This window comes from Vibrio amylolyticus (genome assembly GCF_023145695.1).
Taxonomy (GTDB): domain Bacteria; phylum Pseudomonadota; class Gammaproteobacteria; order Enterobacterales; family Vibrionaceae; genus Vibrio; species Vibrio amylolyticus.
The window spans coordinates 221,517-245,862 of the sequence record NZ_JAJHVV010000008.1 but is presented as its reverse complement, the minus strand read 5'-3'; the positions used below and the strand labels follow the sequence as shown (position 1 = coordinate 245,862).

The window sequence follows — 24,346 nt, the reverse complement described above, 5'->3', positions numbered from 1 at the left end:
CAATTGCCATTACTTTGAAAGTTGTTACCCATTCAACGCTACACTTGATTGTTTTCAATACGTTAATGCATTTAAGTAAATACTACTAATCTGTCCAAGGTTTAGATGACCTTGAACAGATTAGGTATACACAAGCTTAAATTAAACGTTGGAACGCGCGTTTTTCTTCTTTGATTTATAGGCTTTCATTGAAATTTTTAAAGCAAGCTGTTTTTGTTTAATTGAAATGAGTTGTCTAGTTAAGACCTTATGGTGTAACCCTGTGATAAAGTTTTTTTCCCAAGGCGTAAGACGGTCAAACTTCAATAAAATAATGTCATTGAGTACATTGAACAACTCGTATTGGCTTTTATCCATTCGCCTGCTAAGCATTCAATTAGAGCACTTAGCTAGAGATATGACGTTAAGGCTTTCTACTTTCTCATTCTTTCCTAAGGTAATGATTCGATAAGAGATCCCACTCTCTAATAGTGGTCTTATTTCGATGTTGCCACAAAAACTAACGACGATTTTTTCTACTAAGCTGTCCATATTCAACGTTTTCTTTTTTACAAAAACAAGAGTGACAATATTGGATTTCGACTTTGCATCAACAAGTGTTAGTGGACCTAACTCTTGTGGCAGTTGGCTTGAGATAACTGTCGCTCTATAATCGGCAAGCCCATTAGATTTTATTGGGCTTATCTGACAACCGTTAAGCATGACACTGACGAATATAATTACAGTTGTTCGTAGCATTATGCGCTCCTTCTTCCTTTCTTCTCCCTTTAGGTGCCTTAAAATATTTATAGATATAACGTGAAGACATAGAAGATAAGAGCGCACTGTAATCTAAACTGAATGTGACTTTTTCCCCTACAAATAGTGGTTTTTGTGAGGATTCAAGGACAAGATGATCACTGGTTGAAGACATTATCTTAATCCCATTCGGAGCCTTAAGCCCACTGACACAAACATCTTGGCGGCCTAATGCTACAATAGCTTGTGAGACCTTCCCTCTATCTTGAAGGCTTTCTTTTTCACCAAAAGCATTTAACCCCCGACTTCCCCAAGGCAAAGTCGGTTTAATCTTGGATTCAATCACTTCAGCGGTCAAAGAAACCGCATCCGTATGTAAGCCTTTGATATTTTCATGCTCTAAAGGCTCACAGCCCAAAAAATTGGCTTCTCCTATACGAAGGTTATTTACTCGAGTTAAGCCTGTTCTCTGAAGAGCCCAGTTAACTGAAGCAGAATTACCCCCTGAAATAATTTCTAGACTGATCCCAAATGTAGCTTCAATTCCATCGGCAAGATCAGAAAGAACATTCATATTTTGCTCATCTGGAGCGACACCATACCGACAGGCTAAATTCGTACCAATTCCTTTTATCGTGATGTTCGGTAAAGAAACAATCTCACGGATAAAATCAATCACATGATTAGGCATCACACCTTCTCTTAGATCGCCAAGCTCAACCATAATAATAATATCGTGACAGCAATTTTGTTGTTCCGCTGCATGTGAAAGCCCCTGAATCACTTCAACTTCAGAGTTTAAACTCATATCACTGTATTTTATTACGCTCGCCACTTGACTGAGCATGGGTGTACGTATCAGCATTTTAGGGATAGCAATGCCAGATTCAGTCATCTTTTGAAGATTTTCGATTCTTGAATCGGCTAACATTTTTGCGCCAGCATCAATAAGAACTTGTGCGATGATAGGGTGGCCGAGGAAGGCTTTTGTTACAGGCGTGACGGATATATTCTTTAGTGAGAGCTGAGTAATCAGGAACTGAGCGTTATGGTGAATCTTCCCACAATCAATGTCTAATCTAGGGTAGTTCACCCTTTTGCGGCCAGTTTACTTGCTATCACAGGGAAGGCTGACGTTACGATGTGCAGTAGATGTTCGACTGGTTGTGACAAGGCATCAGTAACAGGTACACCAAATTCGGTAGTGTAAGCGTCTATCGCACAACGTGTTTCATCCAAAGACATTCCTTCATGATTCAGTGTTACCCCAATAATATCGGTATTAGAAAATGTTTCGATAAGGTTGATTTCTGAGGCAATCGAAGGCATTGCGCAATCAGGGAAGTCACTACGATGTAAACGTTTAGGGGCATGTTGCAATATCACACCCGTTGGACAGCTGCCACGTAAGATAAAAGCGCTGGTTGAAAACGCAGGGTGACTCAAGGCTCCTTGCCCTTCAATAATTATCAGATCTGGATTTTCTTTTTCATAGGCCTGTACAATGACAGATTCCAACTCACCGGCACAAAATTGTGAAGGGACAGCATCGAGTGCAACGCAGTATTGTGCGCCTTGCATAATACCTGTTTGACCAGTGGCAATTAGAATGACGTTAAGGCCTTTTCTAGTCAGTTCATTCGCCAATATTGTTGCTGTTGTTCGTTTGCCAAGCGCGCAATCCGTCCCCAACACAGCAATTCTTGGACATTTAACGTTGTGTATTTTCCCGCTAAACGTTTTCAGATCGCCTTTACTTTTGGGTTTGCGAGTATCGAATATTCGAACGTTATTCTTTAAGCTAGCTTCTAAAAATAGAGGATCATCAGTTAGGAATTCATGTAAGCCATTTACGATGTTCATTCCTAATGACATGGCATTTAAAATGATGCTTTTATCTAAGTCAGATAAAAAACCACTTGATGGCGCAATGCCAAAAATGAAGTAATCGGGAATGCTTTCCGCGTGAATGATAGCTTCTTCAGCATTGGCAAGGATCGGTATTCCATTGGCTTTGTTATCAAGAAGTTCACCAGCATCTAAGCCAGCAGACTCACTATCAATAACCGATAGAATACGATAGCTTAACGAATGCCTCACTAACCCATTAGCGGTTTTACCATCAATTTTACCAAAATTACCTTCGCAATATATAATCGCTGAAGGGATGACAGGTTGTACTTTCTGGGCAAGTGGTAACCAAGGTGCGAAATGGGGTACGTCGTTATTAGTTTCTACATTTTCAATTCTAGTGAGTTTGAAGATGCTTCTTAATTTATTGACCGAAATGGACATAACTAAAGCCTGCTGTGAGGCTTAGGAGGGCAACTAAGGAATGCCGAGATGCGAGTTCGGAAAAGAAAAGAAGTCCCCACTAAGCGGAGGGGATAAAACCAAGGTAACACAGTTACTAGACTTTTGTTGGTTATTTTTAATACGCTTTTCTGTGCCTATCACTTTAAGGCTTCACTCATACTAACGTGACTGATTAGAGATCTAAGACTCCTTGTTCAACATTACCGTATAAACCTCTCAGCTTTAAGGCTTCAATATACTTTTTCTGATATTAGCTGGTCGATAGATCTTTTAGCATACCCTTATGGTTTTTTACCAAAGATTTCTTCACATATCCAATTGGAGAATAAGCGATATTTAGGCCGGTGCTCCATTCCTTTGACGGTCACCAACCAGTAGTGCTTGTCCGTTAGGATCGCATTAAATGGTGAAACAAGTGCGCCTGATTTCAATAGGTCTTTAACTAAGATCCAACGGGCGATCGCAATACCAACACCGCTTATTGCAGCGGAGGTGGATGAGTGAAAATCATCAACCTTTATCGTACGATTATCTTTGATCTCGTAACACTCTTGCGAGCTCCATTGCTTCCAGTTGGTAGAAGTTACATTGTCTATCAGTGTTAACCCCTCAATCGTCGAACGACCATTCAACAAATTGTTCTTGTGTGCATATTCATGGCTGCATACTGGAATGATACTTTCACGCACAATTGCTTCACTATGTAGATTGGCAATTGCTTCATCATAAACAATCGCAAGGTCCATCGATTCGTCGTCAAATCTTTTTGATTCCCTCGACGTAATAATACGAACATCTAAGTCTGGGTATTTACTTAAAAACTTTGGCAAATTGGGGATAAGGACTTGAGATGCAAAAGATGGGGAGGCCCCAATACGCAATTCACCTGTGGGGTTTGGATTTTTTAAGTCTGAGATCACATTATCAACGAGCTCAAATGACTGAGAGACGGACGAGAAAAGCAGGCTTCCTTCAGGAGTCAGCGCTATGTTTCTTGGTCTTCTTACAAACAACTTACAGCCGACCTCCTCTTCCAGACTTTTGATTCTATGGCTTACTGCGCCTTGCGTTATCCCGAATATCTCACCCGTTTTCGTAAAACTCAGCGTTCTCGCAGCACTTAAAAATAAGTAAACATTACTATGATTAATGGGTGTTCTTATCATGACATATCAGCTCTATGGATTACTTATATTAATGATTCCACCAATATACACCATTTGTAAACCCCATTAGACCCTGTAATTCTAATGTCAATCAAGTTAAGTGTATTAATTTCTAAGGTGGATACAGTGCAGAACGCATTAAAAGTGGTTGTCATTGGAGCAGGTTCAAGCTACACGCCCGAGCTAGTCGAAGGGCTATTGCGTAGAACGGAATCTTTACCAATTGGTGAGCTTTGGTTGGTTGATATCGAAGAGAGTCGTTGGAAAGCCGAGATTATTTTTAAACTGACTAAGCGTATGGTCGAGAAATCTGGCAGCGACATGAAAGTGATCATGACCGAAGACCGAACTGTGGCGCTGAAACATGCGGATTACGTTTGTTCTCAATTTCGTGCAGGTTGCCTAGAGAGCCGTATCCGTGATGAAGGTATTGCCGCGAAATACGGAATGCTTGCCCAAGAAACGAACGGCATTGTTGGCTTGGCAAACGCATGTCGTACCATCCCTGTTGCACTTGATATTGCCCACGAGATGGAAACCCTTTGCCCTGATGCCTGGCTCCTCAATTTTACCAATCCATCGGGCATGGTTACCGAAGCCATTCTTAAAAACAGCTCAACCAAAACTATTGGTCTATGCAATGTTCCCGTTAACATGGAACGTGGCGCTATGGAGTTGCTAGAAGCCGATCCAAAAGACTTTTTCATTCAAATAGCAGGCCTCAATCACCTAGTTTGGGCTCGTCAAATCCTGTACAAAAATGAAGACAAGATGCAGTTCATTATTGATGAAGTGTTGGCAGGTAACGACAAAATGAGACCGCAAAACATCGCTCCATTTGAGTGGTCTAGCGCTCTGATTAAAGATATGGGAATGCTTCCATGCTCGTATCTTCGTTACTTCTACGCAAGTGACGATGTATTGGCTAAGTCAGCGCCTACAGAATGCGATGGTGTCAATCGAGCTGATGTTGTTAAAGACATTGAGACGAAACTGTTCGAGGTTTATCGCGACCCAAATCTTGCTGAAAAGCCAAAAGAACTTGAGTTGCGAGGCGGTCAATATTACTCAGAGTCGGCTTGTCGCATGATGAATGCTATCCATAACAATACCGGTGAAATCATGCACGTTAATACCCTTAACAAGGGGGCTATTCAAGGGCTGCCTGATGACTGTGCCGTAGAAGTCAGTGCCATCATAAAATCATCAGGTGCTTACCCATTAAGTGTTGAATCCTTCCCAGAAGATGCACTTCGCTTGATCCAAACAATGAAATCATTTGAAAGCTTAACAATTAAAGCAGCAATTAATGGTGAAGTCGGAACGGCACTTCGTGCGCTCGTGATGAATCCACTGGTTGGAACAGGCGAAAAGCTAGAACTTGCGCTTAAAGATATCTTACTGCAAAACCTAGATATGTTGCCGACGTTTCAGCGTCAAGATATCGACCTATTAAAAGGGGATTTCTCATGCAGCTCATTATAAATGCCGACGATTTTGGTCTTACGGCAGGAATCAACTCCGCCATAGTAGAGGCAATGCAAAGCGGGCTAGTCACCAGCACAACGTTGATGGTGAATCAAGAGGGTACCGATGATGCCATTGAGTTGATGCACCAGCACGAATTAGAAAACATCGGTCTGCACGTGAATATTACGTCAGGCAAAGCGGTGTCGGATCCAAAGGATATCCCTGATCTCGTTGATGAAAATGGGAGGTTCTTGGGCCGTAGTCATTTGGTGCTCGAGTGCGAATCCATTCCATCGTCTCAGGTTTACTTGGAGGCAATGAACCAATACAAGGCAGCGATAAGCAAAGGAGTTAAGCTTGCCCATGTTGACTCTCATCATTTTGCCGCTTTTTTACCGAACCTAATAAACGGTTTTGTTCAGTTTGCCAATGAAGTTGGTTTACCAACAAGGCGACCTGACTATTACGATCAAGATTTAACCACATTGAATGTGCCCACTACCGACCAATTTAGCAGTCATTTTTACGCAGGTCGCGCAACTGAAGCAGGGTTTAAACAGACAATTTTGGAACTTAAAGAGATAGCTCCCAACGGAACGGCAGAAATCATGGCGCATCCTGCGTATTACGATTCAGAGCTTGATGCCGTGTCCTCGTACACAGCTCAGCGTGAGCTTGAATTGAATGTTCTGTTATCACCAACCCTACGAGAGTGGCTCGACAGCCAAGGTGTAGGACTTATCAGCTTTAATGATATTACTAGGAATCACAATGAAGAATATTAACGTATTTGGGTATCTACAAAAGGTAGGTCAAGCCTTAATGATACCAGTCGCGTGTTTACCCGCTGCCGCTATTTTAATGGGCGTTGGCTATTGGGTTGACCCTGTAGGATGGGGAAATGATAGTCAAATCGCCGCTTTTTTAATAAAAGCTGGTGGTGCCATCTTAAAAAACATCCCGCTACTGTTTGCCGTGGGAATAGCCTTTGGCATGTCTAAAGACAGAGACGGTGCCGCTGCTTTGTCTGGTCTTGTTTGTTGGCTCGTGGTGATGGCGCTACTTGATCCTGCCGCGATCGCCGTTATCAAAGGTATTGATGTAAGCGAGGTACCCCCTGCCTTCAACAAAGCGGATAACCAGTTTGTTGCGATCGTTGTCGGTATTGTTGCCTCTGTGATTTATAACCGATATTCAGAAACACAGCTTCCTAAAGCCCTATCGTTCTTTAGCGGTAAGCGTCTGGTACCAATCCTAGCTTCAGTGGCTGGCATTGTGATTGCGGGAGTGTTCATGGAGATTTGGGACGGCCTATTTTCCGGCATGACCAATTTCGGTACTTGGATGTACAACCAAGGTGCAATTGGTTCGGGTTTATTTGGTTTCTTCAACCGACTGTTAATACCAACGGGATTACACCATGCAATTAACCCTGTTTTCTGGTACGACGTGGCCGGAATTAATGATATGCCTAACTTTCTGGGTGGTGCACAATCACTGGCAGAAGGCCGAGCTGAGATTGGCGTAACAGGTCGTTACATGGCGGGTTTCTTCCCTGTTCTTATGTTTGGTTTACCTGCTGCAGGGTTAGCAATGTACGTAACCGCTAAGAAAGAAAACAAGCCACGTGTTGCTTCTTTGGTGATTGCAGCGTCGTTTGCTTCGTTCTTTACTGGTGTGAGTGAGCCTCTTGAGTTTGCGTTCATGTTTGCGGCTCCTGCGTTATTTATTCTTCACTCAGTATTTATGGGGTTATCGCTATATATCGCCTCTTCCATGCAGTGGATTTCAGGCTTTGGTTTCTCGGCAGGATTGGTTGATTTAGTGTTGCAATCTCACAATCCATTAGCGACTCAATGGTACATGTTGATCCCTCAGGGGGCGGTATTTGCGCTACTTTACTTCTTCACTTTCCGTTGGGCGATTCTTAAGTTCAACCTTAAAACTCTAGGTCGTGAAGATGCTAATGATACGGTAGATGTGGATGCTGCACCTGTGCCAACAGAAGCTCTCGACTTAGCTCGATCATACGTAGATGCGTTAGGTGGAAAAGAGAACCTGACTGAAATTAACGCCTGTATCACTCGACTGCGATTAACAGTGAAAGATAAATCAATTGTTTGCGATAAGAAAATCAGAGCATTAGGGTCACTTGGCATCGTCCATGTTGGTGAGAGCAATATGCAGATCATTATTGGCACTGAAGCTGAATCTATCAGCTTATTGATGAAAACGGTATAAGAGTTGACTATGTCCAGCAACACACTTATTAGATTACCAATTGCACTGCTGTCTTCTTCTATGGGTGTTGCTGGTCTCGCAACTGCAATACAAGCGTCTCAGATTAGTATTATAGAGCCGTTGATTGTGCCTATTGCCTCTATAGCTGCTCTGATACTAATCGGCATGCTCATCAGCGTGTTGGTAAGAATCGTGATTAAACCGAGTGACATAATTGACGAGGTTCGAGTTGCGACTAAAAGGAACTTTCTTGCGTGCCTCACGATTACAATGTTTCTACTCTCAGGGCTCATGTCTGGGTATGAATCCTACTCTGTCACTATATGGAAAGTGGGCGTGGCGATTCAGATACCACTTTTGGTCGTCATCGCATTGTGCTGGATTTCTGATATTGACAAAGTCATGAAAGAGCTCAATCCCACTTTTTTGATTCCACCATTGGCCTGCGTCGTTTGCTCCATACTTTCCCCAGCGGAATACCTTCATCTAAGTCTCCTGATGTATTTTACTGGGGCTGCAATTGGTATTGTAATTTACATCACAATATTATTGAAAACGCGACAAAGGAAAACTCCCCCAACTCCTTTGTACCCAACGTTCTTTATTGGCCTTGCTACTCCATCAATGTTTTTATTGGGTTATCTCAAGATAACTAGTGAGATTGGAGTAGGTGTCATATTTATGTACGCTTGGGCATTCTTCGTATTTTTCGCTCTAGCAATGTATAGAAATGAATTTATGAAGGTGAGTTTTGGAGTTGCGACGTGGGCCTTTACCTTTCCGCTGGCCGCATTCACTACTGCAACCTATAGTCTTGATCTTTTGTGGATAGGTCATGTGTTATTAATGCTGACTAGCGCAGTTGTATTGACGGTAGCCATTAAAACAGTGACACATTTTCAGAGTATTCTTAACCACTAAAGGTGTAATGTGAAAAAGTATAAGAAAGAAGTATTATATGATTAGTCCGTGTAAGCTGCCCTACTAAACGTTAGCCGAACAAAACACGTTAAGAAATGGTGATTAGCGAGTTCCCTAAGTATTTGACAATCTTACCTGTGATGAAATCCAGTTAATAAACGCCGATATTTTAGGCCTATTTTTTTGTCCTGGCATACATATTAAATCGTACCCTAGGCCTGAAGGTACTTCGGAAAATGGCACCATTAAATCGCCGTTTTTCAAATATTCTTGCACTAATGATTTTCTCGCAATACCTATACCAATACCATTTCTAGCGGCATTCATAGCCATATCAGAGTGATTAATGAGGAACGTTTTTTTCATTACATCTAGAGATTGAATGTCTTCATCCCCTTGTTCTGCTAACCATACGGACCATTCTGTACTTGGTTCATGACCCTCTAATGACTCGGTACAATGGATGAATGTTGAGTTGGATAGTTGCGTTGCTGCAGACTCATCAGTAGTAAAATACTCATCGAAATAATCAGGGCTACATATGGGTACCAATACTTCATCAAATAAACGTTGGTGGTAGAACCCCGGGTGCTCATTATTACTGTAATAAATGGCAATATCGACAGGTTCATGTTGAAAGTCTAATCGACTCGCCTTGACCCTTAATTTGATATTAAGGTTGGGATAGCGTTGTTGAAAATCTGGAAGCCTTTCTAGAATCCACCTTTGTGCGAAAGTTGGCGCTGCGCCAATGTACAGTTCCCCTCGTAATTCATTAAATTTAATATCGTCTAGTTCTGAGAATATGACATCGAAAGATTGATTCAATGCATGGAGTAAGCGTTCTCCTTCTCTAGTCAGTTCAAGTCTACGAGTCAACCTTACAAATAAGTTAAAACCAAGTTGCTTTTCCAAAGACTTAATACGCTGGCTCACGGCCCCTTGTGTGATAAACAGCTCTTCGCCTGCCTTGGTAAAACTTAAGGTTTTTCCTGCGATAGCAAAGGTGTACATGTTAGATAGCATGAGCTGTTTTTGATTCATGGTAAATACTTTTATATGGATTAGTTAAGCTAATTCATAGCAATTAAATTCTGGTTTGTAAACCAGTCTATTCTGCTTTTAAATTAATTCATCTTATCCATGTGAGGCTTCACGATGAACAAAAATTTAAAAATTACCATTATTGGCGCAGGCTCAAGTTACACACCAGAGCTGATTGAAGGTCTAATTAAGCGCAACAATGAACTTCCGATTGGCGAGTTGTGGTTGGTTGATATTGAAGATGGCGCAGAAAAAGTGAGCATAATTGGCGACTTAACTCGCCGAATGTTGGCCAAGAATAATATGTCGCATATTGATGTTCATGTGACCTTAGATCGAAGACTAGCACTTGAAGGGGCTGACTTTGTTTGTTCGCAATTCCGAGCTGGCTGTTTGGAAGGTCGAATTCGTGATGAACGTATTTCTCTTAAATATGGAATGATTGGTCAAGAAACCAATGGATTAGGTGGGTTTGCCAACGCATGTCGCACGATACCTATTGCCTTGGAAATAGCAAAAGAGATGGAAGAGCTGTGTCCTGAAGCTTGGTTACTTAACTTTACCAATCCATCAGGTATGGTGACAGAAGCTATTTTGAAGCATTCAAAAGTGAAAGCTGTCGGTTTGTGTAATGTTCCCGTCATTATGCAAAAAGGCATAGCAAAAATGCTTGATGCCAATGAAGAAGACTTCATCTTGCAAGTTGCAGGGTTAAACCATTTCATCTGGGCTCGTCAAGTGCTGCATGAGGGGCGTGACAAACTGCAAGAAGTGGTTGAAGAGATACTCTCAGGCAATGATCCACTTGTGCCGCAGAATATCCCAAAATTTAAATGGCCAGAGGAACTCTTGCGAAATATGGGCATGATTCCTTGTGCGTATTTACGTTACTACTACACCAGCGAAGACATTATGGGTCAAGAGTTGGAAGAAGCGAGTGGGGAAGGGACACGCGGTGAAGTCGTTAAAGCGATGGAAAATCGATTATTTGATATCTATCGAAATCCAGAATTAAACGAAAAGCCGAAGGAATTGGAAAAACGTGGCGGTCAATATTATTCAGAAGCCGCTTGTGAACTAATGAGCTCTATCTTCAATGACAAACGCACCATCATGCATGTGAATACTAGAAACAATGGCGCAATTGAAGGTCTCCCAAATGACTGTACCGTAGAGGTGAGTAGCATGATCACTAAATCAGGGCCACTTCCTCTCAACGTTGCACCATTCCCGAAAGATACGTTGCGTCTGATTCAGGTATTGAAAGAATTTGAATCATTGACGGTTGAAGCCGCGATTACTGGAGATCGAAATACAGCCCACCGAGCGCTAATTTTGAACCCACTTGTCACTACAGGTACCGTTTTAGAAACTGCCCTGAATGAAACAATTGAAGCTAACTTAGATTACATGCCACAATTTCGCTAAAATTCCCGCCGCTATTGTGCTTTGATTTACTTATTGCGGCATATGAACCATGAAACAGTAGAGATAGAATAATCTCTACTGTTTTTTATATTGAACCCGAAGACCTTGGAAATAGATCATAAATTGGATTGGGCAGGGTCTACTTTGTTATCTTACTATTTACGGGCTCCTTATATTTACCCGTTTACGATGCTTTTTTTGATTTGGATAGCTCTTTTATCCAATTGCTCTCTTATTCAATGTGATCACATCTAAACTTCCTCTGAGATGCTGTCCGACTACTAATTAACCGTTAATTGCCGCTACCTATGAATGGTTTCTTTTAAAAATAGATTTTGCCTATCAAATCGATAGAAATGTTCGATTTCTAAAATTTACGCTGTGGATGCAATATAGCTCCATCGACGCAACGGAGCGTCAACAACGATTAATTAGAAAGAGAGTAAAATCATGATCAACACAGAAATCAAACCATTCAACGCAACGGCATTCAAAAACGGCGAGTTTGTAGAAATCACAGAGCAAGACGTTAAAGGCAAGTGGGCTGTCTTCTTCTTCTACCCAGCAGATTTCACTTTCGTATGTCCAACTGAGTTAGTTGACCTACAAGAAAAATACGCAGACCTACAGTCTCGCGGCGTAGAAGTTTACTCAGTATCGACTGACACTCACTTCTCTCACAAAGCGTGGCACGATACTTCAGACAAAATCGGTACTATCGAGTACTTCATGGTAGGCGACCAAACAGGCACTATCACTAACAACTTCAACGTAATGCGTGAAGGTCAAGGTCTTGCAGACCGTGCCACTTTCCTAATCGACCCAGAAGGTGTTATCCAAGCTATGGAAATCACTGCAGAAGGCATCGGCCGTGACGCTGAAGACCTACTACGTAAAGTGAAAGCAGCTCAATACGTAGCGGCTAACCCTGGTGAAGTTTGCCCAGCTAAATGGAAAGAAGGCGAAGAGACACTAGCACCATCTCTAGACCTAGTAGGTAAAATCTAATCAATAATAACTGATTAGAAAACGCCAAACGTTTCTACAGGCACGCTTCCGTTCTCTCCTAAAAAGCAGGAGCGTGCCACCCTCATTGATAAAGCCGTATCACAATGTGATGTGGCTTTTTTTGATGTGAATTGCCTTTTACATCTCGACGTATAATGACGAGTTTTAGTTGATAGGTTTTATCTACCAAAGTGATAGAAACGTCCGAATTTACCTAGGTAGAGGGCTGGGGCAAAATTACCTCAACAACGCAATTGAGCGGTTCCCGAATAAGAAGTGAGAGTAAAGTATTATGTTAGATCAAGCGATGAAGCAGCAGCTAAAAGCATATTTAGACAACCTTAAAACAGACGTTCAGCTAGTGCTGAGCCTTGATAGCAGCGAAACGGCGAACAAACTTCAAGATCTCGCGAATGATATTGCCTCGTTAAACGATAAAGTGTCCGTTGTTCGCGATGACAACGCGAGTACTCGCAGCCCGATTATGCAGGTGGTCAATCAAGAAAAAGGCACGGCGATTGGCTTTGCTGGTTTACCAATGGGTCACGAGTTTACCTCTCTTGTTCTTGCTCTGCTTCATAGTGGTGGTCACCCAATCAAGCTTGAATCGGATGTGATTGAACAAATCAAAGAATTAGATAGCGAATTAAACGTTGAAATCTTCATTTCTCTATCTTGTCAGAACTGTCCAGAAGTGGTTCAGGCATTCAACATGATGTCGGCGATTAACCCGCTGATCAAAACAACGATGATCGACGGCGCAGCCTTCCAAGATGAAGTGAAGTCTCGCGATATCATGGCAGTACCAAGTGTCTACATTAATGGTGAGCTATTTGGTCAAGGCCGTATGTCATTGGCTGAAATCTTGAACAAAGTCGATTCAGGTGCAGCAGAAAAGAAAGCGGCGAACCTAAACCAACAAGCACCTTTCGATGTTCTAGTGGTTGGTGGCGGCCCAGCCGGTTCTTCAGCGGCGATTTATGCAGCACGTAAAGGCATTCGTACAGGCGTAGTTGCTGACCGATTCGGTGGTCAGGTGATGGATACCATGGCGATTGAGAACTTTATCTCAGTGAAAGCGACCACAGGCCCTAAATTGGTGGCGAGCCTTGAAGAGCACGTAAAAGAATATGGTGTAGAGGTGATGACCGAGCAGCGCGCTGCAAACATCATTGCTGCGGAAGACACGAAAGATGGCTACATTCATGTTGAATTAGAAAGCGGCGCGGTATTGCGTGCTCGCACTGTGATTACCAGTACTGGTGCTCGCTGGCGTGAAATGAACGTACCAGGTGAGCAAGAGTACCGTAACAAAGGTGTTGCGTACTGCCCACACTGTGACGGCCCACTGTTCAAAGGCAAGAAAACAGCAGTTATCGGTGGTGGTAACTCGGGTATTGAAGCGGCGATTGACCTAGCGGGTATTGTAGAACACGTCACCGTTCTTGAATTTGCCGACACATTGCGCGCTGACCAAGTGCTTATCGACAAAGCGAACGCAACGCCAAACATCGAAATCATCAAGATGGCTCAGACAACTCAAGTGCTGGGTGATGGTAACCGAGTAATCGGTTTGGAATACAAAGATCGCAACACGGATGAGCTAAAACAAATCGAACTTGCGGGCATCTTCGTACAAATCGGTTTAATGCCGAACAGCGAATGGTTAAAAGGCACCAAAGTTGAGCTGTCACCACGTGGTGAGATTGAAATCAACGCTAATGGTGCAACCTCAATGAACGGCGTGTTTGCGGCGGGTGATGTTACCACCGTTCCTTACAAGCAAATCATCATTGCGATGGGCGAAGGGGCGAAAGCGAGTTTGGGTGCCTTTGATTACCTCATCCGCAACCCTGCACCTGTTAAGGTTGCAGAAACCGCGTAAAGTTTTTACTTATGTCCATTACGTTTAGTTAAATACTTTGTCGTACTTCGACGCCACTTCTGAGAAATTGGGAGTGGCTTTTTTCGTTTGGAAAGAAAGCGGAGGCGTACTTCAAGGTATGACTAATAGGGGATGTGCACATTACTCAAGAAATATCGGTGTTTTTATCGAATACAGAAGTTTAAATACTTCTTGAAACGGATAATTAGTGATTTTTTTTAGTATGGAACGAATTGAATGGGTAACGTAACGATAAATACGGAAGAGCTATTAGGAAGTGTTGGATGCTTTATATGGGGTTTATAAAAAAATAGACTTGAGAAGGTTGGCGTAGATAAACGAGTTCATCTACGCCGACTTTAAACTTAGATAGCTACAACGTTTGCAGCTTGAAGACCTTTTTGGCCTTGCTCTACTTCAAAAGACACTTTTTGGCCTTCAGCTAGAGTCTTGAAACCTTCAGAAGCGATAGCACGGAAGTGTACGAATACGTCATCGCCGCCGTTGTCTTGAGTAAGAAAACCGAAGCCTTTAGTTTCGTTAAACCATTTTACTGAACCAGTTGTTTTAGACATGTTGTGTCCCTTATATAATTAATAAAAATTTAATCGCGAAAAATGCGATGCGCTTGCAGCTTGAATTATTTAATGTATCGATGAAGCTAAGGGAAACACTGAGGAAAACAACAAAGGAATTCTGAGGGTTTTACTTTAAAACTTTATTTTTCATTTAATAACTCTGAACAACAGAGCGACGCCATTATTGTTTGTTATTCGGTGTATGTAAAGGAATATACCGAAAAACTTTTTATGATAGGTGATGAACGCTTCTTCTTTCTGTGAAGATTGTAGCTCCTCTGTATGTGAAACGAGACTAACCAAATAGTGTGTTGACTTGGCGCTCAGCTTTGTAAATTGTGCTAACTTTTCAATGGCTTCAAGCCACCATGACCGATGTGGAATATTAACTCTTTTTATAACTCTACATCACAGAGCATAAATGCGCTAAAATGCGCGCCAATCTTATTGCTTGAGCTTTTTACCCAATGACAACATCGACCACGCCAACCACGTTTAGCGAACTTGCCCTTATTCAGCCTTTAGAGGCTCGTTTGATAGAGTTGGAATACAAACAGCCAACACCTATTCAAGCGCATGTGATTCCGAGTGTGTTAAAGGGGAAAGATCTCATTGCGGGCGCGAATACGGGCTCAGGTAAAACGGCGGCGTTTGCCTTACCACTGCTACAAGACCTATTTGCTCAAAAATCAAAGGGCGGTAAAGCTTCTCAAGGTAGCAGAGGCAATTACGTCAGTGGCCTTATTTTGGTACCAACACGAGAGCTTGCTAAGCAAGTTTCAGACAGCATTAAATCTTATGCGGTACACCTAAATGGTGCGGTTAAAACGGTTTGTGTATTTGGTGGCGTATCGGTTAATACTCAAATGCTCGCGCTGCGTGGTGGCACCGATATTTTGGTAGCAACGCCGGGTCGTCTGCTTGATCTCATCTCAAGCAATGCTATTAAGCTCGACCGTGTTCGAACGTTAGTGTTGGATGAAGCAGATCGAATGCTGAGTCTTGGATTTACTGAAGAGTTATCACAGCTACTCGCACTATTACCTAAACAAAAACAGACGCTTCTATTTTCTGCAACGTTCCCTGAGCAAGTACAAAGCCTGACTCAAAACCTGCTTAACGATCCGGTTGAAGTTCAGTTGCAAAGTGATGATGCCAGTACGTTAGTTCAGCGTGTATTCAATGTGAACAAAGGTGAAAAAACCGCAGTATTAGCTCACTTGATCAAACAGAACGATTGGCGACAAGCGCTTGTTTTTGTGAATGCAAAAAACAGCTGTGAGCATTTAGCAGACAAACTGTATAAACGTGGTATTGAAGCGGAAGTGTTTCACGGTGATAAAGGACAAGGTTCACGTACACGCATACTAGATGCGTTTAAATCGGGTGAGATTGAAGTACTGATCGCAACGGATATTGCCGCGCGTGGTTTAGATATTGAGAAGCTGCCTGTGGTGATTAACTTTGATTTACCAAGAAGCCCATCAGATTACATGCACCGTATTGGCCGAAGTGGGCGAGCTGGAGAAGTTGGCTTGGCGTTATCGTTGATTGATTATGAAGATCTTCACCACTTCAAAGTGATTGAGAAGAAAAACAAAATTCGTTTAGAGCGTGAAGAAGTCGCAGGCTTTGAAGTTGATGATGTGGTGACAGAAGAGATGTTAGCTGCGAATAAACCTTCAGCGAAGCCTGCTGGCCTAGGTAAGAAAAAACGTAAGAAGAAAGATAATGGCAATTCAGATGTGTGGTTAAAGAACTCTTAATTCTCGCCATTACCGCTATCTAAGAAATTGAAAACGAGTCAATGCCCACAAATTGGCTCGTTTTTATTTAACGAACTACACAAAAGATTCAACCGAAAATAAGCCTCAGAACTAGAAAAAATAGCAGGAGACAAACATGAGCGGAACTCAACGAGCAAATATTCATCCAGGGTTGGCGGTACAGATTGTCCTTAAAAAAGATCAACGTAGCGGCGTGCTGACATCAGGCATAGTCAAAGATCTCCTCACCAAATCCCCTAACCACCCTCACGGAATTAAAGTACGTTTAGAGAGTGGCGAAGTAGGGCGTGTAAAGGTAATAAATTAGTCCTTTTTCTCAATTGTGACTTCTATATTTTTACTGTTTCCTGCAAACCACTTCTGTACATACAAAGAGCCAACAATAGGGGCGGTTCCTTCTTCTGGAACTTCTTTATAACGAACGCTATTTTTGGTCTCTTTTTCGTATTCAAATTGGACAGTCTTTTTCGACATTTGGTCGCTCCATAAAATAATAGGTAAAATGCTAGCTAGTTTAAGATAATGATTTTCTTAGACCAATTCGGCAATGTCCAGCGGGAAAATTTTCGAAACGAGTAAACTCTTCATATCCTAAGCTTTGATAAAACTTCGGCGCTTGCCAGCTTTGAGTCCACAACCATAGGCCAGACAAACTGTGAACAGCTGCATATTCTTCCGCCTTCTTCATGAGTTGCTTACCTAATCCTGTTCCCCGACAGCTATCATCTACCCAGAGCTCATCAATATAGATCCAGTCCCACAATAAATCGGCGGTGAGTACCGCAATGAGGTTGCCTTGTTCATTTTTAACCGTCCAGTTTAACGGTTCTTTTTTGTAAGGCGGCGCTTGCTTCTGCTCGCTGTGGGATTCGAACCCAGCGCTCAGTTGTTGCTGAAGGTGAGTGGGAAGTGAGCCTGCTGTGAATTCAATGGTCGGCATGTCTAACCTCTGAGGATGGATAGTTGAGACCACGATTAAAACCTACTTTACCCACGTCGACAAAAGTTTTTTGTGTTGGATGATTTGATCGAGCCAAGTCTCATAATAACCGCCGACTATTTGACCTTCTTTTTCTTATGGCTTTAGAGTGGCCAAATAGTCTCTACGTTATTTATTGCCAAGGTGAATCCGTGTTAACTGAGAAAGATCTGATAAAACAAATCAATGAAGCTGGATTAGCAAATAGCAGTCTCTGTCTGCATTCAGCATACCGTTCTTTTGGTGCACTAGAAGAAGGCCCTCAAACCGTTATAAACGCGTTTCAAAAAAGCGGCTGTACGTTGGTTTGTCCTGCTTTCTACTACGAATCCCAAGCTTTTCCTGTTAAGCAAAACTACCAAAATAATGGTGTTGACTATCAAGCAGTGAACGAGATGCGAACGGTTAGCTTTACTGGGAGCATTGATCAGATTGAGGCATGCATGGGTGTGATTCCAAAGCAGCTATTGAAACAAGAAGGCACGTTAAGAACGTATCATCCATCGAACTCTTTTGCTGTGTTAGGCCCAGACGCTCAGGCGTTAATTGCCGATCAATCTGAACTGAATGTCTACTCAATCTATAAGAACATCTATCAAAACCCTAGGCCTGCCTACATTGTGTTGGCAGGCGTCGACTTTACTTCATGTACGCCTATTCACTTTGCAGAAGAAGTGGCAGGGAGAAGATTATTCCGCCGTTGGGCTGTTAGTAATGGGCAAGTTACCGAGACAGAAGAAGGCTCTTGCTCAAATGGATTCGAAAAGCTACGAGAGCAAATACAAAATATTGAAAGCGTAATCACACTGGGTAACGGCGAGGCGCGAATCTACGAGTTTCACGTGTTTATTGATGCAGTTGCCAAAATCATTGTTGAGAACCCCGATGTCACTCATTGCGAGGATGACAATTGCATCAGATGCAATGATATGGCGTTAGGCGGAAGGGTTGTAGAGGAAACGTTGCTAACGTAGTCAGCAGTGTGGAGAGGGTGACGATTTGTGCAAAAAAACTGTGCCGCTGTACTCAACGGCATGAAGATTGGAATGATGTTTAGCTCGGAAAATTCTGCAGTAATGAGTGCAAATAGAGATGGTGCTAGGGAGGGGGGGCACCCTGTCCAGTACAGCCGTTCCTCGGAAGAGTTAATCTATGTCATTTGTTATGGGCTAGTATTTATCTATCAACATTCAACAGGATGGAATTATGTTAAGGAAATTGTTGGGGATAGCGCCAAAGCTTGAATCGGATGGTTCATATTCACCTTCAAAGATTGCGTTGAAGCTTGCAACAGTGGATAAGACAGATTACGAGGAAGTCGCGTACCGTCCTGCCGATGGCTCAAGGCGAAAAATCTTAGTCTTAGCGACTGAGCGAAAGAATATGGAAATGAAAAATGGAAAGCTATTTTCAACAGGTAATCACCCTGTTGAAACGTTAGTCCCTATGTTGCACCTTAGAAATGCAGGCTATGAGTTTGAAATATCGACACCTAGTGGTAAGCCTGCAATCATTGAAATGTGGGCATTTCCTCAGAAAGATGAGCATATGAGCTCTATTTACACTGAATATAAAGAGCAGTTTGATCATCCAACGAGCCTAAGTGACCTTGTCACCAGTGGGTTAAATAATGAAGACTATGCTGCTGTATTTGTGCCTGGCGGTCATGGTGCAATGTTAGGTCTTCCTGAGGACCAATCTGTTGGTACTGTTCTAAACTGGGCACATGAGAACGATATTTTTACCATTTCCATCTGCCATGGTCCTGCGGCTTTCTTATCGACTCACACAAATCGTTCTGAGTTTTTATATCAGGGTTATAAGATGGCGGTTTTTCCAGACTCCGTTGATGATCAAAGCCCTATGATTGGCTACTTACCAGGTAAGGTGCCTTGGGGATTGAGTGAAAAGCTAAGAGGGCTTAGCGTTATCTTGGTAAATAGTAAAGCTGACAAGACGGTTTGTCGTGATCGCTTACTCATTACAGGCGCAAGCCCATTAGCAGCGAATGCACTAGGAAAGTTAGCGGCAGAAACATTAACGTCAACAAGAGCATAATTAGAGACGTGGCACCAATAGTTGAATTTTGGTGCTATTTCCACCTTTGAGGTCATCTGTCTTTACTTCCATTGGTGGGATCCCTAACTCATTTATATTAACCTTCATTTCAGCCGTTTATGGCTAAAACACTTTTCCTCTCAAGTACTTTACACATTTTATTAACATACGCTCATGTTATTAGTATTGATTCCAATTTAGTCACAATTAATGTGTATTTTTCTTGCTAAAAAGGTAGAAAAATTTATAGTGTTATTAAGGTGGAGTTGAGAATAGATATGCCATTACAGAAAAAACAATCCAAAGTATCATTGAACATTAAAATTTCATCAGACTTAGATTTTCGTCTTAAGCGAGCTAGAAAAGCAGCACGAGAACAGGGGTTGATGTTCAACGTATCTCAGGAAGTTGAAAATTTCCTTGAGAAGGAAGTCAAGAAAGTTGAACGCCATCTATCAATCGATGAAGAGATTAAAAGTAACCTAGAGGAACTTGGTGGACTTAATATAGATAAGCTAATGAAATCGATGGACTAATTATGATGTTAATTTGTATTAATTAAATTAACTTACGAACTGTAGCTAAGCTTGGAGATGATTATGGGAACAATAATAGGGCTATTGATTTTAGCTGGGGTCGATACACTCCTCAAGCGTAAAACGGGACTTCATTTGCATCAGTGGATTGCAAAAAAGTATAGTGATTATCTTAATAGAAAATAAACTACTCAATTCTTATAAGAATTACAGTATCGATTATTCACCGATTTGATTTTAGGACTGCTTGTACCAAAGAATGTCCAAATGTGAAATGGTGATAAGTCTTTTGGCAGTCGACATTTTTATTACCAGTGTTGACCTTATCTATCCTAAATTTTACTTTGAAAAGTCCATTTACGAGCTAGATGACATTGCTAGCTCGTGTGATTTCTGGCTCATGACAAGTACTGAATTTTCGCAACTGCCACCTTTTTACTCTGCTTCGTGCCTATTTTATTCGCCTAGCACGAAGATGAATGGTTAGTGCCTTAATTAACGGCTTACGCTGTCGCTAGCTCTGTTTTATAAAACGCTTTTTCTACCGCTTTTTCCATACCTAAGATTAGGAAAATAAGACCAAAGAAAACAACCACGCCGTTAACGTACCCTTCCATGACCACCGAGCCACCAAAAAGTGCGGCAATGATACCCATAGTGACAAACTTACCGCCAACTAAGGAAATGTAAGAGGTTATGCCTCGCCCAATTTTATGGATTTTTGATGAGCCTCTTTCCTGCCACTTACTTGCTGTATAGCCTTCCAACCAGATAAAGAAACTCAAACACGCTTGCATTAGAATACCAACAAGAATTACTACCTGAACGCTGTCCACTGAGAACCAAGACCAGAAGTGATTTGCCGTAAATACAGCCGTGATACCGATAACTGATTTAGCAATAAATGGAATATTTGATTTCATAGTGTCTCACTTAGTTAGATAAACTTGGATGACTGAAGTTGGCGTTTTGTGCTCCTCAGCGAATGAAAATGATTCTACGGATTCACCAAACAAGCACTTGCCATTTTACGCCACCTAGGGAGGGAAGGTTGGTTAAAATGTTAAGCTCTCCAAGATTTACCACCGAGTAACTGTGATAAAGTGAAGGTACGGCGCAGGAGTTAAAAATACGAATGTGTCACGTATGGAATAAACGCAAAGGAGTTTTTTCAGTGGCCTCACAAGACTTTAAGATCCCGGTGATTCAGACGAACTACGCTAAAATCTTGGTTCAAGTGTGTACTGACTTTGGACTGGACTTGCATAAGCTGCTAGAGGAGTCGGGGCTGCCTGCTGACTTGATGCAGTCAGATAGCGAGTTCATTCCCTCAGATTCTATTAAACGACTTATTTTTCTTTCATCTACCCAGTTGGGTGTGAGTAGCTTTGTCGACATTTTGAAATTGGCAATCGGGCAAAGAATACTTCCAGTCATTCTTCATCAATTTGCTCAGTATTCGACGATTGGCGATGCACTTAATGACATTGAGCGTATTTTTCGGATCGATACCCCAAGCAGTAATGTATTCATCGTTAAAGAGTATGGGCAGACTTGGTTTTGTGTTAATTCTAAAGGTAGAGACAATCCCTACTACCAATGGTCTGAGTCTTTCGCGATCGTCTACATTACGCAGTTAATGAGCGCGTTACTCAATAAAGATTGGCTACCGGATTCGGTTAAAATTCAAAGTAGCGAGGCCGACATCGTAAAACAGGTCATCCCGAAAAGTTGTCGTTTGTTTGTTGAACATGACTTTACCGCCGTTAGAATCCCCAATGAATTGTTAAGTCATCCCATCTCATTAAGCTCTTCTGCTTTGAGTGATAAACCCTCTCTGGTTGAATGGCATACTAGTTTTACAGACAATGTATTTGAGGTATTGAAGCCTTACGTGCGAGAGCGTGACTTGTCGATTGAATACGCGGCTGAGTTATTGGGCTACTCAGTTCGCACATTACAAAGAAAGCTGACTCATGAAAAAACCTCTTTTCGTAAAATTAGAGATAACTTGGTGTTTTCAGTCGCCTGTGAATTGATTGAGGAACAGCATTCTCTTACCTATGTTGCCAGTCAATTGGGTTATTCTGATTTAGCACATTTCTCTCGGGCGTTTAAACGAGTTTCAGGGCTTACTCCCAACATTTATAAAGCGACGGTAACGACGCCGATTGACGATTAAAATGATTGGTTAAAACAAAATCTGACTTTATTCAGGGAGTGGATTTTTTATTTAATGTGATCTATCTCATTTCTATTTAATAATAGTAAGCCAATAACTTATTATTTATCAGTTTGTTACTCATATTTATGGTGCTTTGATTTAGATAAGTAGGTTATATATTTATACTTGCATTTATTTTGGTTTTATATTTTTTAATAGAACTCAATGTTTTAATGGTTATGTAATGGAAATGTCCGAGATTTTAATATTTGCAAGGGCATCACAATAAGTGTGGCACGCTATATACGACATTACTATCTGGTGTTAGTTTCTGCTGAAATTAGTCAACAGAGATAAGGTAGTACTGTGAATAAAAATGTAATCGCAATATCTTTATTTGGATCGTTTGTTATTGGCGGCGCAGCCAATGCTGTCGAGAATGAGTTTTCTTCTGGCCAACAAAATCGCCCTATTGATCTCGTTATTAACCTTGGTTTGCAAGTGAACTACGCATCATGTACCCCTCGTGAGTTAATGGAGTATCGCGTTGATCGTGTTCACGAAGTTGCTCAATCACTACCTAACCCAGTTATTATGGCGACGGGTAAAGGTAACCCTACCTCTGTTGAAACATGTGTTGAACAAGGTGGCCTTACTGAAGCGGCTGCTATTCAACTTATCTTAAAAGAAAAATACGGCTGGCCTGAAGAAGAGGTCATTTTAGAAGAGATTTCGACAACAACGTATCAGAACGCCGAACAGGCCATTAAAATTGTCGATGAAATGATAGAAGAGGGAACTCGTATTCGCTCAATGCATCTCGTCTCGAGTCATTATCATATTTATCGTGGCAACATTGATGGAAGCGACGGTTCTGCAATCAGTGATTTCAATCACTTCTTTGGTGAAGGTACGTTTGGTCACGATAACAGCTACACATCAAGTGCGTTTGCAGGCGATGCCATGTGGGGAGACTCATTTGTGGCGGGTGAATGGACACCTGCGAATAGCCAGGTCTACCTAGCCGATGTTAATGGTAATGGCCGAGCTGATATTGTTGGCTTCAAAGGAAGTGAAGTCTATGTTGCGGAATCGAAGAATAATCGATTCCAAAAGAAAAAGATTTGGGCTTCTAACTACACGCCAAACCACGCACAAGGTTGGAATGAAGAGATGACTCGCCTTGTGGGCGATGTAAACGGCAATGGAAAATCTGAGCTCATTGCACTAACGACGGACGGTGTGTATGTTTCTGAATCAAAAGGCAATAAATTTGGCGAGATGGTTCTGTGGAGTGATGATTTCTCAACAGATAACGGCTGGAACGCTTCTATTCATGACTTCATAGCGGTTGATGTTAACGGCAACGGCCTGACAGACCTAGCAGCGTTTGGTGATGATGGACTCTACGTTGCTTTTTCTGATGGTGAACAGTTCGCACCAGTGGTTAAAGTGAGTGAAAACTTTGGTTTAGATTCTGTAATTGAAGATGATGGTACAAACTGTATTTTCCGCGATGAGTTAGAGATGACCAATCGACTATTGGCTGACGTGAATGGTGACGGTCAAGCAGATGTGGTTGTTTACGGGCGAAGTGGTATTTACGCATCCCTTCAAAATGACGATGGTACGTTTGAACCGCAAGTGAGCTGGCTCGATAACGATCATGGTGAAGGCGATCGATTGGACTTCCTTGGCTGGCAAAATAGCCGTTACATGAAAACAGCAATTGATATGACGGGTAACGGTCGTGCCGATCTTGCTAACATTGGCAACCGAGACTTACTGGTTGCTCACTCTAACGGCGACCGATTTGAATACTTGGGCGGCGTAACGGCAGTGTATACGCTTGATGGTCGAATCCCGGAGATTGCTGAACAATGGAATAACTTTGCTTACCAAGCCGGGTGGACAAGTGAGAGTCATTTCCGCCTATTAGGTGATGTGACAGGTAACGGCCTGCCAGATCTTGTGGGTTTCAATGACGAAGGTATCGTTGTTAGCTTGAACGAACACAGATAATTGAA

The 24,346-nt window shown here is 42.0% G+C and carries 25 protein-coding genes; 15 read left to right on the top strand and 10 right to left on the bottom strand.

The genetic code is table 11. The features are described 5' to 3' along the window. Nucleotides 1–141 precede the first annotated feature (141 nt). The 5 genes from KP803_RS14485 to KP803_RS14465 form a co-directional block, all read right to left on the bottom strand. On the bottom strand, nucleotides 142–372 hold the full coding sequence (locus KP803_RS14485) for a hypothetical protein (protein ID WP_248009557.1): 231 nt from the start codon (nucleotides 370–372) through the stop codon (nucleotides 142–144). Further along, nucleotides 373–738: a type II secretion system pilot lipoprotein GspS-beta gene (gene gspS2 / locus KP803_RS14480; protein WP_248009556.1), complete on the bottom strand. Its 366-nt coding sequence runs from the start codon at nucleotides 736–738 to the stop codon at nucleotides 373–375. After that, a complete protein-coding gene (locus KP803_RS14475) occupies nucleotides 695–1,831 on the bottom strand; it encodes an alanine/ornithine racemase family PLP-dependent enzyme (RefSeq protein ID WP_248009555.1) in 1,137 nt (378 codons plus the stop codon). The genes gspS2 and KP803_RS14475 overlap by 44 nt, the downstream gene beginning before the upstream one ends. Continuing rightward, nucleotides 1,828–3,033 (bottom strand): N-acetyltransferase DgcN family protein, encoded by a 1,206-nt coding sequence (locus KP803_RS14470; RefSeq protein WP_248009554.1) that lies wholly within the window; start codon nucleotides 3,031–3,033, stop codon nucleotides 1,828–1,830. The genes KP803_RS14475 and KP803_RS14470 overlap by 4 nt, the downstream gene beginning before the upstream one ends. 302 nt (nucleotides 3,034–3,335) lie before the next feature. Further along, nucleotides 3,336–4,220, bottom strand: a complete 885-nt coding sequence (locus KP803_RS14465; protein WP_248009553.1) for a LysR substrate-binding domain-containing protein — start codon at nucleotides 4,218–4,220, stop codon at nucleotides 3,336–3,338. 126 nt (nucleotides 4,221–4,346) lie between these two features. Here KP803_RS14465 and KP803_RS14460 point away from each other — a divergent pair, with 126 nt between their 5' ends. The 4 genes from KP803_RS14460 to KP803_RS14445 are packed head-to-tail and all read left to right on the top strand — an operon-like array spanning nucleotide 4,347 to nucleotide 8,852. Beyond that, entirely contained in the window at nucleotides 4,347–5,705 is a 1,359-nt protein-coding gene (locus tag KP803_RS14460; RefSeq protein WP_248009552.1) for a 6-phospho-beta-glucosidase, read from the top strand. After that, nucleotides 5,690–6,475: a ChbG/HpnK family deacetylase gene (locus KP803_RS14455; protein ID WP_248009551.1), complete on the top strand. Its 786-nt coding sequence runs from the start codon at nucleotides 5,690–5,692 to the stop codon at nucleotides 6,473–6,475. The genes KP803_RS14460 and KP803_RS14455 overlap by 16 nt, the downstream gene beginning before the upstream one ends. Continuing rightward, nucleotides 6,471–7,931: an N-acetylglucosamine-specific PTS transporter subunit IIBC gene (gene nagE / locus KP803_RS14450; protein WP_248009596.1), complete on the top strand. Its 1,461-nt coding sequence runs from the start codon at nucleotides 6,471–6,473 to the stop codon at nucleotides 7,929–7,931. Before KP803_RS14455 ends, nagE begins: the two co-directional genes overlap by 5 nt. A 9-nt stretch (nucleotides 7,932–7,940) precedes the next feature. Further along, complete coding sequence (locus KP803_RS14445) at nucleotides 7,941–8,852, top strand: SLAC1 family transporter (protein ID WP_248009550.1); 912 nt, start codon at nucleotides 7,941–7,943, stop codon at nucleotides 8,850–8,852. Between the two features lie 114 nt (nucleotides 8,853–8,966). Here KP803_RS14445 and KP803_RS14440 read toward each other — a convergent pair whose 3' ends face one another. Further along, complete coding sequence (locus KP803_RS14440) at nucleotides 8,967–9,896, bottom strand: LysR substrate-binding domain-containing protein (RefSeq protein ID WP_248009549.1); 930 nt, start codon at nucleotides 9,894–9,896, stop codon at nucleotides 8,967–8,969. Between the two features lie 114 nt (nucleotides 9,897–10,010). Between KP803_RS14440 and KP803_RS14435 the strand changes: the two genes are divergently transcribed. The 3 genes from KP803_RS14435 (at nucleotide 10,011) to ahpF (ending at nucleotide 14,217) form a co-directional block, all read left to right on the top strand. Next, nucleotides 10,011–11,324, top strand: a complete 1,314-nt coding sequence (locus KP803_RS14435) for a 6-phospho-beta-glucosidase (RefSeq protein WP_248009548.1) — start codon at nucleotides 10,011–10,013, stop codon at nucleotides 11,322–11,324. A gap of 450 nt (nucleotides 11,325–11,774) precedes the next feature. Further along, entirely contained in the window at nucleotides 11,775–12,332 is a 558-nt protein-coding gene (gene ahpC, locus KP803_RS14430) for an alkyl hydroperoxide reductase subunit C (protein ID WP_248009547.1), read from the top strand. Between the two features lie 292 nt (nucleotides 12,333–12,624). Further along, a complete protein-coding gene (gene ahpF, locus KP803_RS14425) occupies nucleotides 12,625–14,217 on the top strand; it encodes an alkyl hydroperoxide reductase subunit F (protein ID WP_248009546.1) in 1,593 nt (530 codons plus the stop codon). A 365-nt stretch (nucleotides 14,218–14,582) separates the two neighbouring features. On the opposite strand, the gene cspE is transcribed toward ahpF, so the two are convergent. After that, entirely contained in the window at nucleotides 14,583–14,792 is a 210-nt protein-coding gene (gene cspE / locus KP803_RS14420; protein WP_248009545.1) for a transcription antiterminator/RNA stability regulator CspE, read from the bottom strand. A 470-nt stretch (nucleotides 14,793–15,262) separates the two neighbouring features. On the opposite strand from cspE, the gene KP803_RS14415 reads away from it, so the two are divergent. Both KP803_RS14415 and KP803_RS14410 read left to right on the top strand, forming a co-directional pair. Then, entirely contained in the window at nucleotides 15,263–16,561 is a 1,299-nt protein-coding gene (locus KP803_RS14415; RefSeq protein WP_248009544.1) for a DEAD/DEAH box helicase, read from the top strand. Between the two features lie 136 nt (nucleotides 16,562–16,697). Beyond that, on the top strand, nucleotides 16,698–16,889 hold the full coding sequence (locus KP803_RS14410; RefSeq protein WP_248009543.1) for a YwbE family protein: 192 nt from the start codon (nucleotides 16,698–16,700) through the stop codon (nucleotides 16,887–16,889). On the opposite strand, the gene KP803_RS14405 is transcribed toward KP803_RS14410, so the two are convergent. Further along, nucleotides 16,886–17,056: a hypothetical protein gene (locus tag KP803_RS14405; protein ID WP_248009542.1), complete on the bottom strand. Its 171-nt coding sequence runs from the start codon at nucleotides 17,054–17,056 to the stop codon at nucleotides 16,886–16,888. The genes KP803_RS14410 and KP803_RS14405 overlap by 4 nt on opposite strands. Nucleotides 17,057–17,096: 40 nt before the next feature. Next, the gene (locus KP803_RS14400) at nucleotides 17,097–17,522 is read right to left on the bottom strand and encodes a GNAT family N-acetyltransferase (RefSeq protein WP_248009595.1); all 426 of its coding nucleotides are present in this window, start codon (nucleotides 17,520–17,522) and stop codon (nucleotides 17,097–17,099) included. Between the two features lie 191 nt (nucleotides 17,523–17,713). Between KP803_RS14400 and KP803_RS14395 the strand changes: the two genes are divergently transcribed. The 4 genes from KP803_RS14395 (at nucleotide 17,714) to KP803_RS14380 (ending at nucleotide 20,155) form a co-directional block, all read left to right on the top strand. Beyond that, nucleotides 17,714–18,535 carry an AAC(3) family N-acetyltransferase gene (locus KP803_RS14395; RefSeq protein WP_248009541.1) on the top strand — a complete coding sequence of 274 codons (822 nt, stop codon included), beginning with the start codon at nucleotides 17,714–17,716 and terminating at the stop codon, nucleotides 18,533–18,535. A gap of 27 nt (nucleotides 18,536–18,562) precedes the next feature. After that, complete coding sequence (locus tag KP803_RS14390; RefSeq protein ID WP_248009540.1) at nucleotides 18,563–18,805, top strand: hypothetical protein; 243 nt, start codon at nucleotides 18,563–18,565, stop codon at nucleotides 18,803–18,805. Then, entirely contained in the window at nucleotides 18,768–19,619 is an 852-nt protein-coding gene (hchA, locus tag KP803_RS14385) for a glyoxalase III HchA (RefSeq protein ID WP_248009539.1), read from the top strand. Before KP803_RS14390 ends, hchA begins: the two co-directional genes overlap by 38 nt. Nucleotides 19,620–19,897: 278 nt before the next feature. After that, a complete protein-coding gene (locus KP803_RS14380; RefSeq protein WP_248009538.1) occupies nucleotides 19,898–20,155 on the top strand; it encodes a hypothetical protein in 258 nt (85 codons plus the stop codon). 503 nt (nucleotides 20,156–20,658) lie between these two features. Here the strand turns inward: KP803_RS14380 and KP803_RS14375 are convergent. Then, a complete protein-coding gene (locus tag KP803_RS14375; RefSeq protein WP_248009537.1) occupies nucleotides 20,659–21,078 on the bottom strand; it encodes a hypothetical protein in 420 nt (139 codons plus the stop codon). A gap of 251 nt (nucleotides 21,079–21,329) precedes the next feature. Here KP803_RS14375 and KP803_RS14370 point away from each other — a divergent pair, with 251 nt between their 5' ends. Both KP803_RS14370 and KP803_RS21990 read left to right on the top strand, forming a co-directional pair. Beyond that, on the top strand, nucleotides 21,330–22,337 hold the full coding sequence (locus KP803_RS14370) for an AraC family transcriptional regulator (protein ID WP_248009536.1): 1,008 nt from the start codon (nucleotides 21,330–21,332) through the stop codon (nucleotides 22,335–22,337). A gap of 348 nt (nucleotides 22,338–22,685) precedes the next feature. After that, entirely contained in the window at nucleotides 22,686–24,341 is a 1,656-nt protein-coding gene (locus KP803_RS21990; RefSeq protein WP_248009535.1) for an ElyC/SanA/YdcF family protein, read from the top strand. Nucleotides 24,342–24,346 lie beyond the last annotated feature (5 nt).

Coding starts and splice junctions, on each gene's coding strand:
- KP803_RS14485 (WP_248009557.1), bottom strand. CDS start 372: ATGCTTAGCAGGCGAATGGATAAAAGCCAATACGAGTTGTTCAATGTA.
- gspS2 (WP_248009556.1), bottom strand. CDS start 738: ATGCTACGAACAACTGTAATTATATTCGTCAGTGTCATGCTTAACGGT.
- KP803_RS14470 (WP_248009554.1), bottom strand. CDS start 3,033: ATGTCCATTTCGGTCAATAAATTAAGAAGCATCTTCAAACTCACTAGA.
- KP803_RS14465 (WP_248009553.1), bottom strand. CDS start 4,220: ATGATAAGAACACCCATTAATCATAGTAATGTTTACTTATTTTTAAGT.
- KP803_RS14455 (WP_248009551.1), top strand. CDS start 5,690: ATGCAGCTCATTATAAATGCCGACGATTTTGGTCTTACGGCAGGAATC.
- KP803_RS14445 (WP_248009550.1), top strand. CDS start 7,941: ATGTCCAGCAACACACTTATTAGATTACCAATTGCACTGCTGTCTTCT.
- KP803_RS14440 (WP_248009549.1), bottom strand. CDS start 9,896: ATGAATCAAAAACAGCTCATGCTATCTAACATGTACACCTTTGCTATC.
- KP803_RS14435 (WP_248009548.1), top strand. CDS start 10,011: ATGAACAAAAATTTAAAAATTACCATTATTGGCGCAGGCTCAAGTTAC.
- ahpC (WP_248009547.1), top strand. CDS start 11,775: ATGATCAACACAGAAATCAAACCATTCAACGCAACGGCATTCAAAAAC.
- ahpF (WP_248009546.1), top strand. CDS start 12,625: ATGTTAGATCAAGCGATGAAGCAGCAGCTAAAAGCATATTTAGACAAC.
- cspE (WP_248009545.1), bottom strand. CDS start 14,792: ATGTCTAAAACAACTGGTTCAGTAAAATGGTTTAACGAAACTAAAGGC.
- KP803_RS14415 (WP_248009544.1), top strand. CDS start 15,263: ATGACAACATCGACCACGCCAACCACGTTTAGCGAACTTGCCCTTATT.
- KP803_RS14410 (WP_248009543.1), top strand. CDS start 16,698: ATGAGCGGAACTCAACGAGCAAATATTCATCCAGGGTTGGCGGTACAG.
- KP803_RS14405 (WP_248009542.1), bottom strand. CDS start 17,056: ATGTCGAAAAAGACTGTCCAATTTGAATACGAAAAAGAGACCAAAAAT.
- KP803_RS14400 (WP_248009595.1), bottom strand. CDS start 17,522: ATGCCGACCATTGAATTCACAGCAGGCTCACTTCCCACTCACCTTCAG.
- hchA (WP_248009539.1), top strand. CDS start 18,768: ATGTTAAGGAAATTGTTGGGGATAGCGCCAAAGCTTGAATCGGATGGT.
- KP803_RS14380 (WP_248009538.1), top strand. CDS start 19,898: ATGCCATTACAGAAAAAACAATCCAAAGTATCATTGAACATTAAAATT.
- KP803_RS14375 (WP_248009537.1), bottom strand. CDS start 21,078: ATGAAATCAAATATTCCATTTATTGCTAAATCAGTTATCGGTATCACG.